Below are 14,641 nucleotides of genomic sequence, written 5' to 3'. Positions count from 1 at the left end.
GGGGACCGCCGCACGATGACGCCCAGGGCATCATCGCCGGTCACCGCTCTGCGGCGCACCGCCCTCCTGTGGACGGCGGCGGGTCTGATGGGTGCCACCTTTCTGCCGTGGTACGCGCAACCCGACAGCGTCTTTGCGTTCGACTGGGTCAGCGATTTCGGCACCACCGTCGAGGCATCCGGCGCCTTCTCACTGGCACTGCGTCACGGCTGCTGGTGGTTATGGCCGTTGCTGGGCGCCCTGCTCGGCTGCCTCAGCCTTCCGCTGCTGCAACCGCATCGACGCACCATCGGCACCGTCTTGACCGGACTCGCGGGCGCCGGCCTGGTGCTGTTCTGGCTGCAGGGCCTGGCCATCGGCGTTAGCGGATGGACAACGGACTGGCTTGTCGCCGCCTTCGGCGCGATCGATGGACGGCAGTTCGGCATCGGTGCCGGCGCCACCATCGTGCTGGTGGCGCTACTGGCCTTGCTCTCGCTCGGGTTGGCAGCGCGCGGCGCTTTCAAAGGTGACGCATTCATCGCCGGTGCTGTGGTCGCCGTCACGGCCAGCATCGTGCTGTTCACCGTGTGGCCCGTGCTGCGCATCCTCGTGCAAGCCTTCAACACGACCGAGGGCGCGTTCGCGCCGGCACTGCTCATTGAGCGCCTGTCGACGCCCAAGATCTGGACACTGCGCTGCCTGTGGGGCGGCGGTGGCTGCGGCGTGGCATGGAACACGCTGTTCCTGGCGCTGTGCTGCGGCGCCGGTACCACGGTGCTGGGCCTGGCCTTCGCGCTGATCGCGACCCGCACCGCATTCGCCTACAAGAAGACCCTGCGGGTGCTGACCATCCTGCCGATCATCACCCCGCCGTTTGTCATCGGCCTGGGCCTGATCCTGGTGTTCGGTCGCGCCGGGCTGGTGAACCAGTTCCTCGACAACGCCTTCGGCATCGCGCCCACGCGCTGGATCTACGGCTTCCAGGGCGTGCTGCTGGCGCAGCTCTTCGCCTTCACGCCGGTTGCCTTCCTGGTAATGATCGGCGTCGTCGAAGGCGTCAGCCCGACACTGGAGGAGGCTTCGCAGACCTTGCGTGCCGGCCGCTGGGATACGTTCCGCACCGTGTCGCTGCCGCTCATGAAGCCGGGCCTGGCCAACGCCTTCCTGGTCGGGTTCATCGAAAGCATCGCCGATTTCGGCAACCCCATCGTCCTGGGTGGCGACTACGGGGTGCTCTCCACCGAGATCTACTTCGCTGTCGTCGGCGCGCAGCTCGACTACGGTCGCGCCGCCACGCTCGCCCTGCTGTTGCTGGCCTTCGCGCTGGCGGCCTTCTTCCTGCAGCGTCGCGTCGTGGGCACGCGTTCCTATGCCACGATCGCCGGCAAAGGTGACGCCGGCCTGCCGGTGGCGCTACCCGACGGCCTGCGGCGCCTCGCCCAGGCCATCGCCCTGCCGTGGGCGGCCTTCACCGGCCTGCTCTATGTCTTCGTCTTTGTCGGTGGTTTTGTGAAGGTCTGGGGGCGCGACTACACACCGACTTTGCAGCATTACGCCAAAGCCTTCGCCGTCGAGCGCGGCCCGGACGGCCTGTTGTGGACTGGCGCCGCATGGCATTCGTTCTGGACCACCGTGAAACTGGCGGCCATTTCGGCACCACTCACCGGCCTGCTCGGCCTGCTGGCCGCCTGGCTGCTGGCGCGACAACGGTTCGCCGGGCGCGCGGCGCTGGAATTCGCGACCTTGCTCAGCTTCGCTGTGCCGGGAACCGTGATCGGCGTCGCCTACGTATTCACCTTCAACGTGCCGCCGCTGGAGATCACCGGCACGGCGTTGATCCTCGTGCTGTGCTTCGTGTTCCGCAACATGCCGGTCGGCGTGCGCGCCGGCATGGCGGCGATGAGCCAGATCGACCGCAGCCTCGACGAGGCGTCGGCGATGCTGCGCGGCCGCGCGCCCCAGACACTGGCGTATGTCGTGCTGCCGCTGCTGCGGCCGGCGATGGTCGGAGCCCTGGTCTACGGCTTCGTGCGCAGCGTGACGACGGTGAGTGCCGTCGTCTTCCTGGTGACAGCGGAATACGAGCTGGCGACGACATACATCGTATTGCGTGTCATCAACGGCGACTATGGCCTGGCAATCGCTTACAGCTGCGCCCTGATCGTGCTGATGCTGGTGGCGATCCTGCTGATTCAGCTGCTGGTGGGCGAGCGACGCCTGGGTCGCCGCGCGGCGGCGCCGGTTGCCGCCGCACCTGCAGGAAGGGCGTGACGATGACAGAAGGGGTCGCGTTCCGCGACATCGTCAAGCGCTACGGCGATACCGTCGCCGTGAATGGCGTATCCTTCACCGTCGAGGCCGGCAGCCTGGTGACCCTGCTCGGGCCGTCCGGCTGCGGCAAGACCACGATCCTGCGCATGCTGGCCGGCCTGGAGAACGTCACCAGCGGCACCATCTCGATCGCCGGCCGCAACGTGACGACACTGTCGGCATCCGAACGCGACGTCAGCATGGTGTTCCAGTCCTATGCCCTCTTCCCGCACATGAATGTGCTGGAGAACGTGTGCTACGGGCTGCGCCGGTCCGGCATCACCAAGGCACCGGCGGCCGAGCGCGCCCGCGAAGCGCTGCGCCAGGTCGGACTCGACGGCTACGATCGGCGCCAACCCAGCGAATTGTCGGGCGGCCAGCAGCAGCGCGTCGCCGTCGCCCGCGCCCTGGTGCTGCGCCCGCAGGTCCTGCTGTTCGACGAACCGCTGTCCAACCTCGACGCACGCCTGCGCCGCCAGATGCGCGAGGAGATCCGGGACCTGCAGCAGCGGCTGGGATTGACGGCGGTCTATGTCACCCACGACCAGCAGGAGGCGCTGGCGGTATCAGACCGCATCATCGTGATGAGCAGGGGTCGCATCGAGCAGGACGGTTTGCCGCGCGATCTCTACGAGAGGCCGGCGACATCCTTCGTCGCCAACTTCATGGGCGAATCCAGCCAGGCGCGCGCCACGGTGAAGCGACTCGATGGGGAGCGCATTGTCGTCCGGCTGGGCGATGCCGCGTTCACCGTTGATGACAGCCGGGCCGCCGACGGCGAGACCACCGTTGCCATCCGACCCGAGACCGTCGCGATCCAACGTGGCCCGGCATCCGACGGTGCGCTGGCCGGAACGATCACCAAGGCCGCCTATGTCGGTACGCACATGGAGTACACGATCGACACCGCAGCCGGCGCCCTCTTCGCGGTGTGTCCTCGGGTCGATCGGCCCCTCGCGCCGGGTGAAGCCGTGGCCCTCACGCTGGCACCGCGTGGCATCATCGTCGTGGCCTGAGCCGCTCGTCCTCTGTTAGAGATGAATGCCACCATCGCTGGTACCCGTGCGCCGGGGTGCTGGCATACGAGATTTCATTGCTGCCATGAGTGTTGCCTCCAACCGCGCGTGGATCGGCCTGGCGGTGTTGATGCTGCCGTGCCTGCTGGTTTCCATGGACCTCACGGTGCTGAACCTGGCGGTGCCGCACCTCAGCGCCGATCTGCGGCCCACCAGCGCGCAGCTGCTGTGGATCGTCGACATCTACGGGTTCCTGATCGCCGGGTCGCTGATCACCATGGGCACCTTGGGCGATCGCATCGGGCGGCGCCGCCTGTTGCTGATCGGCGCCGCCGCGTTCGGCGCCGCCTCGGTGCTGGCCGCGTTCTCGACCAGCGCCGACATGCTGATCGCCACCCGCGCCGTGCTGGGCCTGGCCGGCGCGACCTTGATGCCGTCGACGCTGTCGCTGATCCGCAACATGTTTCACGATCCGGTCCAGCGCACGTTCGCCATCGGCCTGTGGACCACCAGCTTCTCGGTCGGCGGCATGCTGGGCCCGCTGGTGGGCGGCCTGCTGCTGGAGCAGTTCTGGTGGGGGTCGGTGTTCCTGGTGGGCGTACCGGCGATGGTGCTGCTGCTGATCCTGGGACCGCTGCTGCTGCCCGAGTTCCGCGATCCCAGCCCGCACCGTTACGACATCGCCAGCGCCACGCTGTCGTTGATCGCCGTGCTGGCGGCCATCTACGGCATCAAGCGCTGGGCCGAGGACGGCGTGGACGCTGTCGCCGGCATGTCGATCGCAGCCGGCATTGCCGTCGGCGCCCTCTTCGTGCGCCGGCAGAACACCCTGCCCGACCCACTGATCGATCTCGGGCTCTTCCGCGTGCCGGCGTTCAGCACGGCGGTGGTCACCAACATGGCCGGCTTCTTCGTGATGTTCGGCACGTTCCTGCTGTTCGCCCAGTGCCTGCAGCTGGTGTTCGGGCTGTCGCCCTGGCAGGCCGGCCTGTGGACGATACCCTCGTCCGTCGGCTTCACCGTGGGCTCGATGCTCACGGCGCCGCTCGCACGGCGCATCAATGCCGCCACGATGGTGAGCGGCGGCCTGCTGCTCGCCGCCGTCGGCTTCGCGGTCCTGACACGGATCGACGCCGCGAATGGACCGCTGCTGCTGGTGGCCGCTTCGGTGATCTTCTCGATCGGGCTGGCGCCGGTCTACATCCTGACCACCGACCTGATCGTGGCCAGCGCACCACCGGCGCGCGCCGGTGCGGCATCGGCGATCTCGGAGACCGGCACGGAACTGGGTGGCGCGCTCGGCATCGCCATCCTCGGCAGCGTCGCCACGGCCATCTATCGCGGCGTCATGAGCCACTCCGCCCCAGGCGACATCCCGGTCACGATCATGGACGCCGCCAAGAGTACACTGGGCGCGGCGCTAGCGGCGGCCAACACGCTGCCCGACGAGACGCGCGCGGCGCTGCTGCAATTCGCGCGCGATGCGTTTGTCCACGCACTGGACATCGTTGCCGTCGTCAGCACTGTCCTGATGATCGGGACGGCCGCCCTGGCGGCATTGCTGTTGCGGCGCTCCCCGGCCGCGTAGGCCTCGGCTCTAGCTCCGGTCCTTGGCCGCAGCGCTCGACGCTTGCGGCGCGATGCGCGCTTGCGCCAGCGCCAGCAGTCGCACCCGATCCTCCGGCGCAAAGGCGCGCCACGGAACGTAGCGCCAGACGCGCATGCCGAGCTTCAGGATCAGCAGATGCTTGCCTGGTCGCAGCGTGCGCACCATGGTCCACGGCAGCTTGAATTCCGCGCCTGCCGCATCGCGGGTGATCAGCGCGTCCTGGTTGGCTTCATAGCTCACCTTGCGGTTTTCCATTGGCAGCCGTGCCATCTGGAGCCAGTTGACGGCAGCCAGGAACAGAACGAACAGCACCGTGAAGACGATCGGCACCCAGCCGAGCTGCGTCATGAAGCGCGTGAAGCCCGCTACCGGATCGTCGGAGAACCGCAGGCGCTGCGCCTCCGACAGGGTGGCCAGCCACGTGCCGGCAGCGACGATGAACAGCACGACCACCACGATGATCAGGAGCCGCGGCAGCCACATCATCGCGAGGAATGCGAAGGAGTCTCGCTGCAGCAGCGTTGTCTGGCCGGTAATCGGGGGCTGTTCAGCTACGGTCATGGGTATCGAGTATGGCGGCAATCATCGCAAAAATGAGGCGCTGTTCAGCGTCCGGCATTGCGCATCCGATCCGAGGATTGTTGGCCACCTGCGATCACTGGTCGCTGACACGGGCTGTCATCCCGAGCGAAGCGAGGGATCTTTTGCCGCGTGATGCATCAAAAGATCCCTCGCTTCGCTCGGGATGACAGCAGGCAGCGAATCACAGTGCGGTCGCTACGTCAGGCGGCGCGGCAGCAATCCGGGCGCGGCATGCAGCAGCGCGTGCACGGCGAAGCCCATGAACAGCAGCCCCGATGTGCGCGTGATCAGGATCTCATGCCGCCGGTACGAGCGACGCACCGGTTCGGCGCCCACCACGGCGACCAGGATCATGTAGGCGACGAGACCGCCGACACAGCTCGCCACGACCAGCGCCGGCAGCATGCTCCAGGTGAGCAGGTGGGCCTTGGCCGACAGCAGCGCCGTGAAGGTGGCGACAGCCACCGGATAGGCCTTGGGGTTCGTCAGTCCGAAGATGGCGCCGTGCAGCAGCGGATTGCGCACGGTGGTGGTGGTACCGCCATCGGCGGCACGACGCGCCCGCACGGCACGCCATCCCAGCCAGAAGAGATACACCCCGCTGACGGCGCCCAGGATGTCGAACACCAGTGGGCCGATCGCGGTCACGCCGATGATCGCCACCAGCGCCGTGGTGGCCCACAACACGTCGCCGGCGAGGTGGCCCACAAGAAAGGCGGCGCCGGCGCGACGTCCCTGGCCGGCGCCGATGCCCAGCACGGCGAGAACACCCGGACCGGGCGAGATGCCGTAAACGAAGCCAGCGATGGCAGCGGCGAACAGAAGCGAGATGTCCATGGATGATCCGACCGGATTGATGTCCATCGATGGTAGCACGGCGATCGTCCGTCACGAACGGGTGCCGATTTTTACAGCGCTGCTTCCTCCAGCAGCCAGCGCACGCAGGCATCGACCTTTGGCGTCACCCGCGCCCGCGTCACGGCGTAGTACGCATGCGTGACCACTCGTGGCGTACCCAGCGGCTTCACCAGGCGCCCGGCCGAGAGGTGGCCGCCGACCAGCACGCTGCGTCCGATCGCAATGCCATGACCGGCGATCGCCGCCTGGTAGAGGATGGCGCTGTCGGTGAAATGCAGGCCGCGCGCCAGGTCGATATCCTCCAGCCCGGATTCGCGCAACCACGGCCCCCAGTTGATCCACGGTTCGTTGCGGCGGGCGCCCGAATCGTGCAGCAGGGTGTAGCGCCGCAGGTCGGCGAAGCGACGCGGCGGGCGCACACCGCCCACCAGCCCCGGCGCACACACGGGAAATACCTCCTCGCGCAGCAGTTCGACGGCGCGCAGGCCTGGAAAGCGGCCGGTGCCGTAGCGCACCGCGAGGTCGACGCCGTCACGGTCAAGGTCGACGATGGCGACGTCGGCACGCACATGCAGGTCGATCTCGGGATGACGCGTGCGAAAGCGCGGCAGGCGCTCGATCAGCCAGCCGGCGGCGAAGGACGGCAGCACGCTGATCACCAGAGGACCGGCCAGGCGTTCGGCGCGAATGCCGGTGATGGCGTGCTCGAGCGCATCGAACCCGGACGAGAGCCCGGGCAGACAGGCTCGGCCGGCCTCGGTCAGGCGCAGGCCGCGCGCCAGCCTGGTGAAGAGCGCGACCTGCAGATGGGCCTCGAGCAGCTTCACGTGGTGGCTGATGGCCGCCGGCGTCAGCGCCAGCTCGGCACCGGCCCTGACGAAGCTGCCATGGCGCGCCGCCGCCTCGAAGGCCCGCAGCGAGATCAGCGGCGGCAGGCGTCTGGTCATGGGTGTCCCGAGGCTCAATCCTGCTTGGTCTGAGACCTGAGCCTATTCGTTTGCGGCGTGGCTGTCTGCGGCTTAGAGCCTGGGAGCGCGGGCGGGACGCCCGCGCTCCCAGGAGCCGGAGAAACACCGTGACGACGCTGCATGGCAACGCCGACTCGGGCAATTGCTACAAGGTGCGCCTGGCGCTGGCGCAGCTCGGCCGATCGTTCACGCGCATCGAATACGACACCGACCACGGCGCCACGCGCACGCCGGGCTTCCTGTCGAAGAACCCCAACGGGCGCGTGCCGGTGCTGGAGCTGGATGACGACACGCACCTCGCCGAGTCGGGCGCGATCCTGTGGTACCTGGCCGACGGCACCGACCTGCTGCCGAACGATCGGCTCGAGCGGGCCCAGGTGCTGCAATGGATGTTCTTCGAGCAGTACAGCCACGAGCCGTACATCGCCGTGGTGCGCCACTGGCTCAAGCACCATCTGCTCGACGCAGCGCGCACGGCCCAGCTGGCGGAGCGCCAGGCCAAGGGCCATGCGGCGCTGGCGGTGATGGAGACCCACCTGGCGATACGGCCGTTCTTCGTCGCCAGCCGCTACTCGATCGCCGACATCGCGCTCTATGCCTATACGCACGTCGCGCACGAGGGCGGCTTCGATCTGTCGCCCTACCCGCACATCATCGCCTGGCTGGAGCGGGTGCGCATGCAGCCGCGGCATGTCGCCATCGACGCGCCTTAGAGCCTGTTTCGTTGAAATGGACGCACGCCATCGCTCGATCTCCACTGTCGTCCCGAGCGCAGCGAGGGATCCAGGGCCGGCGCCTAGATCCCTCGCTGCGCTCGGGATGACAGCGTGATGGGCATTCGAACGAGCCCTGAGAGCAGCCATTGCACCAAAGAAAAAACGCGGGCTCTGCGGCCCGCGTTCTTCTCGAAAGCGATGGATAGCGCGTTCAGCCGCCAGCGACCGCGCGCACCCGCTCCGCCGGCAGCAAGCCGAACTGGCGGCCGATGCCGGTCAGGACCTCGACCACATGCTTCAGCTGCCCACGCGAATGGGCTGACGACAGCGAGCAACGCAGCAGGCACAGACCGCCCGGCGTCGCCGGCGGCACCGCTACGTTGACGTAGACGCCCGCCTCCAGCAGCGCGCGCCAGACGCCGACCGTGGTCATCTGATCAGGCATCACGACCGCCACCACCGGGCCGTGCTCCGGCCCCAGCTGGAAGCCGGCCGCCGCCAAGCCGTCATACAGCGTGGCGACATTGTCCCACAGTCGGGTTCGCAGCTTGGCACCGTCGCGGCGCACGATCTTCAGCGCCGCCCGCACCGAGGCAATGATCGACGGCGGCAGCGAGGCGGTGAACATGTAGGCGCGCGTGGCGATGCGCAGCACCTCGAAACCATCGTGGTTGGAGACGCAGAAACCGCCGATCGAGCCCAGGGTCTTGGAGAACGTGCCGACCACGAAGTCGACCTGGTCCAGGACGCCCACCTGCTCGACCAGGCCGCGACCATGCTCGCCCAGTGCGCCCAGCGAGTGCGCCTCGTCGACCACGATGTAGCCACCGTAACGCTTGGTGATCTCGACGAACGGCTTCAGCGGCGCGGTGTCGCCCAGCATCGAATAGATGCCTTCGACCACCACCACCTTGTTGCCCGGCTCGTCCTTCAGGCGGCGCAGGCGCGCCTCGAGGCTGGCCGGATCGTTATGCTTGAAGCGGATGATCGTCGCCTGGGTCTGCTTGCAGGCGTCGTAGATCGACGCATGGCTGTCGGCGTCGATGACGAGGTAATCACCGTCGCCCACCAGGGTCGAGATGATGCCGAGGTTGGCCTGGTAACCGGTCGTGGTCACCATGCAGTGCTTCATGCCGTAGAACTCGGCAAGCTCGGCCTCCAGCGCGGCATGCTGGGCATAGTTGCCGTTGGCGATGCGCGAGCCGGTCGTGCCGGTGCCTTCGTCGCGGGTCGCTTCGATGGCTGCCTCGACGCACACCGGATCGAAGGTCAGGCCGAAATAGTTATTGGTGCCGACCAGTAGCGTCTTGCGGCCATTGATGATGGCCTCGGTTGGCGAGAGCACCCGGTCCATGGTCACGGTCAGCGGGTCTTCGCCCGTTGCCCGCATCATCCGGTAGCTCTCGAGAAGCTGCCGGTGGCGGTCAAAAATACCCATGATCAGCGACCCTCGACCTTACGCAACACGGCGTCGGCGAGTTCGTCCACGGTGTGGATCTCGGCGACGTCATTGAGCGGGATCGAAATATCGAATCGATCCTCGAGCTCCATCACCATGTCCATCACTGCCAAGGAGTCGATGTTCAGGTCCTTGGTGATGACAGTGGAGCCCAGGATCGGTCGCGATTCCACTCGGAATGGTTCCAGACGTTGAACGATTTCGGCAACAACTTCTTCGCGCGCCGGCAAGCCGGAATCGGCAACGAGGGTGTCGGTGAAGTCGTAGACTTTGAATTTGTGTGCGCTGCGCATGGTCCAACGGCCCGGACAAAGAGGGAGGCCTATTGGACAAAACCTCGGCAAATCAGGCCATTAACAAATTGTTACCCACTGTTACGTCATCGCTACAGCCACCTGTGGCGCAAATACCACAGGATGGTATCGGCAAAGCCGTCCCTGAGATTGAAGCGCGGCTTGAAATCCAGGGCCCCGGCGAGGCGGCGATCGGTGACGACCCAGTCAGGATGGAAAATCTCGCGGACCTTGCCGCGGCTGAGAATGGCGGGCCGGCCTGTCGCCCGCGCCAGCAGCTGCTGCAGGCCGGCGACGCCGGTCATGAGACGCTGCGGCACCCCGATCGTGCGGACGCGTCGTCCCAGGACCTCGGCCGCCACCGCCGCCATCTCCATCAAAGAATATCCGCGAGTGGTACCATCATCGACTTCATACACACCATCTGCAGGCGGGTGCGCGACGACGGCGGCGATCACCGCGCACAGGTCGGCGACGTGAATCAGTGACAACCGGCCGCTGCCGTCGGCTGGTACCGGCGCCCATCCGAATTTCACCGTGCGAAAGAACGCCAGAGTCTCGCGGTCGCCCGGGCCATAGACCGCCGGCGCCCGGATGGCGGTCCAGCCGGCAGCCGGAGACGCGGCGACGAGGCAATCTTCGCCGGCGCGCTTGCTGGCGGCGTAATCAGACAGGTGCGGGGCGAGGGCGGCCAGGGACGACAGCAGGAGGACACGGGTTCGTGCATTGGCGCCCGTGATGGCCGCCAATAAGTCGCGTACCCCCTGCGCATTGTGCCGGTGGAAGTCCGCCGGACGGGTCGCCTTGATGGTCCCGGCCAAGTGGATCACCACGTCGGCCCCGTCGACGAGGCGGTGCAGCGCCCCGGGCGAAGCGAGATCGCCCACCACCAATTCGATCGCTTCGGCAGAGTCCACGGCCGGCAGCACCGGCAGGCGCCGCACCAGCAACCGCTGGCGCAGGCCAGCGGCTGCCAACGCCGCGATCAGGTGCTGGCCAATGAAGCCCGTCGCCCCGGTGACCGCGACCAGACCGCCCATCACGCCCCGGCAGCCCGGGCGTCCCGCCCGCTTGTGTCAGGCGAAAGCGAGACCTTCGCGTGCCGCGCCAACCCCAGCCCGAGGAGCCGTGCATGGATTGCCCTGCCTTGATGCGGGCAGGCTGCCCGCGCTTCCAGAGCAGTCATGGCTTCGACGGGCGGCCGCCGTTTTCGTAGGCGCCAGCCAGCCAGTGGGTGCGGGCCCGCGAGCGGCTGAGCTTGCCGGAAGACGTCATCGGCAGGCCGACCGACGGCAGGATGAGCTGCACGACGCCGTCCACCCCCACCGTCTCCTTCACCTTCTGCGCGATGGCGTCACGCAGCGCCGCGCGCGCATCGGCATCAGCCGGCCACGCCTGGACCACGACAATGATCCGCTCAGCACCGTCGTCGTCCTGCACCGAAAACGCGCAGGCATCGCCGCGTCGCAGCGCCGCGATGGCCTCGACGGCCCACTCGATGTCCTGCGGCCAGATGTTGCGGCCATTGACGATGATCAGGTCCTTGGCCCGGCCCGTGACGACGATTTCGCCTTCGCACCAGTAGCCGAGATCGCCGGTGTCAAGCCAGCCGTCCTGCAGCACCGCGGCGCTGGCCTCGGGCTCACCGAAGTAGCCCGCCATGACGCTGGGGCCCTGCGCGAAGATGCGGCCGACGTGCCGCTCGCCCAAGGGCTTGCCCGCCGCATCGCGGATCTCGACCGTGTGTCCGGGCAGCGGCCGCCCGCAGATGACGAATTCGCGCGCGTTGGTGCCGGTCGCCGGTGCCGCTATCTGTTTGTCGACCAGGCTGTCACGGTCGACGCTATCGATCATGAAGCCGCGATCGATCTCGGAAAACGACAACGCCACGCACATCTCCGCCATGCCGTAGCACGGCAGAAATGCGCCGCGATTGAAGCCGGCCGGCGCGAACGTCTCGATGAAGCGGCGCAGCACGGGCGCCTGAATCATGTCGCCGCCGATGCCCGCCACGCGCAGGCTCGACAGATCGAGTCCCTCCAGGGATTGCGTCTGGGCCCGGCGTGCGGCGAGGTCATAGCCGAAGCTGGGGCTGTAGGTGATCGTCGCCCGGGACTGCGCGATCAGTGTCAGCCACTGCAAGGGACGGCGTGCGAAATCGCTCGACGACATGACGTCCACGGAGCGCTGGCTGCACAAAGCCGCCAGCAGGAAGCCGATCAGGCCCATGTCGTGATACCAGGGCAGCCAGCTCACCGCGCGGTCGTCGTCGCGCAGGTCGAGTCCTTGCGGCGAGAGTGTTGCGTCGATATTGGCCATGAGCGGCGCCTGGCGAATATCGACGCCCAACGGAAAGCGTGTGCTGCCGGACGAGAACTGCAGATAGCACTGCTGGCCGGGACCCAGCGGCCGCAGATCGACAGGCTTTTCCGGCAGAGCATCGAACGCCGCCATCGGGCCGGCCAGTTGCACGCCGGTGCCCTCCGCCGCCGTGGCGAGATAGCCCGCCAGCGAGTCAACGGACAGCGCCGCGACCGCTCCCGACGCTGTCAATTGTCGTCGCAGCTGCTCGATATAAGCATCACGTGCGCCCAGGCCCGCCGGCAGCGCGACCGGCACCGGCAGCAGGCCGGCATACTGAGCGCCGAGAAAGGCCGTGATGCATCCGGGCCAGGTCTCGGCGGTGATCAGCAGTCGATCACCGACGGCAAAGCCGGCGCCGATCAGTCGACGGGCAAAGATGTGGGCCTGCGCCTGCGCCTCACGCCACGGCAGGACTGCCGTCAGGCGTCCCCTGGCGTCGTAGAAATTCATCCCCGTCTCACTCCGCGCCGCGTAGTCCAGCGCCTCGGCAAGGCAACCGAAGCCCCCGCGCCGGTACGGCAGGGCGGCATTTCGCGTCGGCGTGGGAGTCATCTGCTCTTCGGTGAAGGGGTTGAAAGGTCACCCTGGTGCATCGGGTGGCGGCGGGTGCGATCGGCGGTCCTCTAGCAAATGATATGGGCGCTCACAAGCAAGGGGCAGCGGCGGCGTGTCGCGGTGGCCGCGTTGACGGACCTGCCGGCTTGTGATGATTTCGGTGCCGGCCGCCTGTGGGCCGCTCCCTCACCCAACCGCAAAGCTGCCGCAATCCGCTTCCCATAGCTCCGGCATGTCTTCGTCCGAATTGCCTCCAACCCCGGCCAGATCGCCCACCTGGCTCGGCCGCCTGTGGGCGTGGCGGCGCGACGTCTCGTTGCAGCAGCTCTATGCCAATACAGCCAAGCTGTTCTCCGGCCATGCGGTCAGCGCCTTTGTCGGGCTGGGTACGATCTGGTTCGCAACGGCCGGCCTGGGCGTGTGGCAGTTCGGCATCCTGACGGCGCTCCTGAGCTTCACCAGCCTGGTCGGCAACACGCTGAAGTTCTCGACCTGGGAAGCGGTGGTGAAGTATGGCGCCGACGATCTCAGCCGCAGCGATGCGGAAGCCTTGCGGCGCCTGGTCGCGTTCAACACGCTGCTCGACGTCGGCACGGCGCTGGTGTCGCTGCTGGTTTGCGGCGGCCTTGCCTATGTCATCCTGCCGTTGATCAAGGTGCCGGGCGAGTATCTGCCTTTCGCGCTGTTCATGAGCCTGAGCGCTTTCTTCACCGTCAGCGCCACGCCCGTCGGCGTGCTGCGCCTGTTCGACCGCTTCGGCCTGCTGGCCATCACGGAACCGATCGGCCCGATCGTCCGCCTGGGGCTGTGTGCGCTGTTCTATTACCTGGGCTGGAGCATCTGGGCGTTCGGTGCCGCCTATCTGATCTCGTCCGCGATCGACCGCCTGCTGACAGTGTGGCTGGGCTGGCGCGAGCTGCGTCAGCGCGACATGGTGCCGGGCTGGCGTCATGTATGGGCCCGCCATACCGAAGGCCATCCTGGGCTGTGGAAGTTCGTGCTGGCCAACAACGGCCGCACCTCGCTGGGCGTCATCACCAAGCAGTCCGACGACCTGATCGTGGCCGCCTTCGCCGGTCCCACCGGCGCGGCGCTGTGGCGGATCGCCAAGCAGGTCTCGTCGGTTCTGACGGGACCGGCCCGGATTTTCGTGATCTCGGTGTTTCCGCAGCTCGCCCGGTTGTGGAGCGCTCGCAGCTACCGCAGCTTCCGGCGCCTGGTGGTGCGCAGCAGCGTCACGTCGACGGTCGGCGCCCTGCTGGTGGTGGCCGCCTTTGCCGCGCTCGGCCCTTTCCTGCTGCATCTCTTCTTCCACAAAGCCTCGCAGCACCAGTTCCTCGACGCCTATCTGCCGGCCCTGCTGCTGATGATCTCGCGGGTTGCCACGGTGCTGATGTCGCCGTTCGGGCCGGCGCTGACCGCCATGGGCCGCGCCGTGCGCAACCTGAAGCTGGCCCTGATGCTGGCCATGATCTCGGTGCCGATGCTGCTGGTACTGACATGGCAGTTCGGACTCATCGGCGCGGCCTTGTCGCGAATCGTGGCCGAGACGCTGACGGCTGTCGTGTTCGGATGGACGGTCATGAAGGCCGTGAACGCCCGCGTGCGCAGCGAAGAGAGCCCGCCCGCACCGGAGTCGGCCCGCTCGGCTGCCATCGGCAGCTAGAGTCATGCCCCGGGAGCGCGGGCGTCTCGCCCGCTCTTGATGCGGGCGGGACGCCCATAGGCGCTAACTTACGCATGAACCTCACCCTGAGGAGCGGCCCGCAGGGCCGCGTCTCGAAGGGTGGGTAACGACGCAGGCGCTGCGAACACGCTTTTTCCAAGACTTCGCCTGTAGCCTATCCTTCGAGACGGCCGCTACGCGGCCTCCTCAGGATGAGGTCAGTGGTTGGAACATCGCCAACGTTAGCGCCTATGGGCGGGACG

At 67.3% G+C, this 14,641-nt stretch carries 12 protein-coding genes; 5 read left to right on the top strand and 7 right to left on the bottom strand.

The features are described 5' to 3' along the window. Positions 1 to 87 precede the first annotated feature (87 nt). From FQU96_RS32700 to FQU96_RS32690, 3 genes are read left to right on the top strand one after another with little or no spacing between them, the layout of a single operon-like run. A complete protein-coding gene (locus FQU96_RS32700) occupies positions 88 to 2,253 on the top strand; it encodes an iron ABC transporter permease (RefSeq protein WP_218574967.1) in 2,166 nt (721 codons plus the stop codon). 2 nt (positions 2,254 to 2,255) lie between these two features. Beyond that, complete coding sequence (locus FQU96_RS32695) at positions 2,256 to 3,308, top strand: ABC transporter ATP-binding protein (protein WP_146545589.1); 1,053 nt, start codon at positions 2,256 to 2,258, stop codon at positions 3,306 to 3,308. 25 nt (positions 3,309 to 3,333) lie between these two features. Further along, positions 3,334 to 4,896 (top strand): MFS transporter, encoded by a 1,563-nt coding sequence (locus FQU96_RS32690; protein ID WP_370461578.1) that lies wholly within the window; start codon positions 3,334 to 3,336, stop codon positions 4,894 to 4,896. 9 nt (positions 4,897 to 4,905) lie between these two features. Here the strand turns inward: FQU96_RS32690 and FQU96_RS32685 are convergent, their stop codons facing one another. From FQU96_RS32685 to gcvA, 3 genes are all read right to left on the bottom strand, one after another. Next, on the bottom strand, positions 4,906 to 5,478 hold the full coding sequence (locus tag FQU96_RS32685; RefSeq protein ID WP_146545587.1) for a hypothetical protein: 573 nt from the start codon (positions 5,476 to 5,478) through the stop codon (positions 4,906 to 4,908). Between the two features lie 216 nt (positions 5,479 to 5,694). Continuing rightward, the gene (locus tag FQU96_RS32680; protein ID WP_146545586.1) at positions 5,695 to 6,336 is read right to left on the bottom strand and encodes a LysE family translocator; all 642 of its coding nucleotides are present in this window, start codon (positions 6,334 to 6,336) and stop codon (positions 5,695 to 5,697) included. Between the two features lie 71 nt (positions 6,337 to 6,407). Beyond that, a complete protein-coding gene (gcvA, locus tag FQU96_RS32675; protein WP_146545585.1) occupies positions 6,408 to 7,304 on the bottom strand; it encodes a transcriptional regulator GcvA in 897 nt (298 codons plus the stop codon). Between the two features lie 128 nt (positions 7,305 to 7,432). Here gcvA and FQU96_RS32670 point away from each other — a divergent pair, with 128 nt between their 5' ends. Continuing rightward, a complete protein-coding gene (locus FQU96_RS32670) occupies positions 7,433 to 8,038 on the top strand; it encodes a glutathione S-transferase family protein (protein ID WP_146545584.1) in 606 nt (201 codons plus the stop codon). A 214-nt stretch (positions 8,039 to 8,252) separates the two neighbouring features. Here the strand turns inward: FQU96_RS32670 and FQU96_RS32665 are convergent, their stop codons facing one another. From FQU96_RS32665 to FQU96_RS32650, 4 genes are all read right to left on the bottom strand, one after another. Next, on the bottom strand, positions 8,253 to 9,479 hold the full coding sequence (locus FQU96_RS32665; protein ID WP_146545583.1) for an aminotransferase class I/II-fold pyridoxal phosphate-dependent enzyme: 1,227 nt from the start codon (positions 9,477 to 9,479) through the stop codon (positions 8,253 to 8,255). Positions 9,480 to 9,481: 2 nt separating this feature from the next. After that, positions 9,482 to 9,793, bottom strand: a complete 312-nt coding sequence (locus FQU96_RS32660) for an acyl carrier protein (protein ID WP_146545582.1) — start codon at positions 9,791 to 9,793, stop codon at positions 9,482 to 9,484. Positions 9,794 to 9,885: 92 nt separating this feature from the next. Next, positions 9,886 to 10,833 (bottom strand): NAD(P)-dependent oxidoreductase, encoded by a 948-nt coding sequence (locus tag FQU96_RS32655; RefSeq protein ID WP_146545581.1) that lies wholly within the window; start codon positions 10,831 to 10,833, stop codon positions 9,886 to 9,888. 142 nt (positions 10,834 to 10,975) lie between these two features. Continuing rightward, the gene (locus tag FQU96_RS32650; protein ID WP_146545580.1) at positions 10,976 to 12,709 is read right to left on the bottom strand and encodes a fatty acyl-AMP ligase; all 1,734 of its coding nucleotides are present in this window, start codon (positions 12,707 to 12,709) and stop codon (positions 10,976 to 10,978) included. 235 nt (positions 12,710 to 12,944) lie between these two features. Between FQU96_RS32650 and FQU96_RS32645 the strand changes: the two genes are divergently transcribed. Beyond that, entirely contained in the window at positions 12,945 to 14,378 is a 1,434-nt protein-coding gene (locus tag FQU96_RS32645; RefSeq protein WP_178130844.1) for a lipopolysaccharide biosynthesis protein, read from the top strand. Positions 14,379 to 14,641: the final 263 nt, after the last annotated feature.

This window comes from Reyranella sp. CPCC 100927 (genome assembly GCF_007859315.1).
GTDB lineage: Bacteria > Pseudomonadota > Alphaproteobacteria > Reyranellales > Reyranellaceae > Vineibacter.
This window is presented reverse-complemented; position numbering and strand designations above follow the sequence as displayed.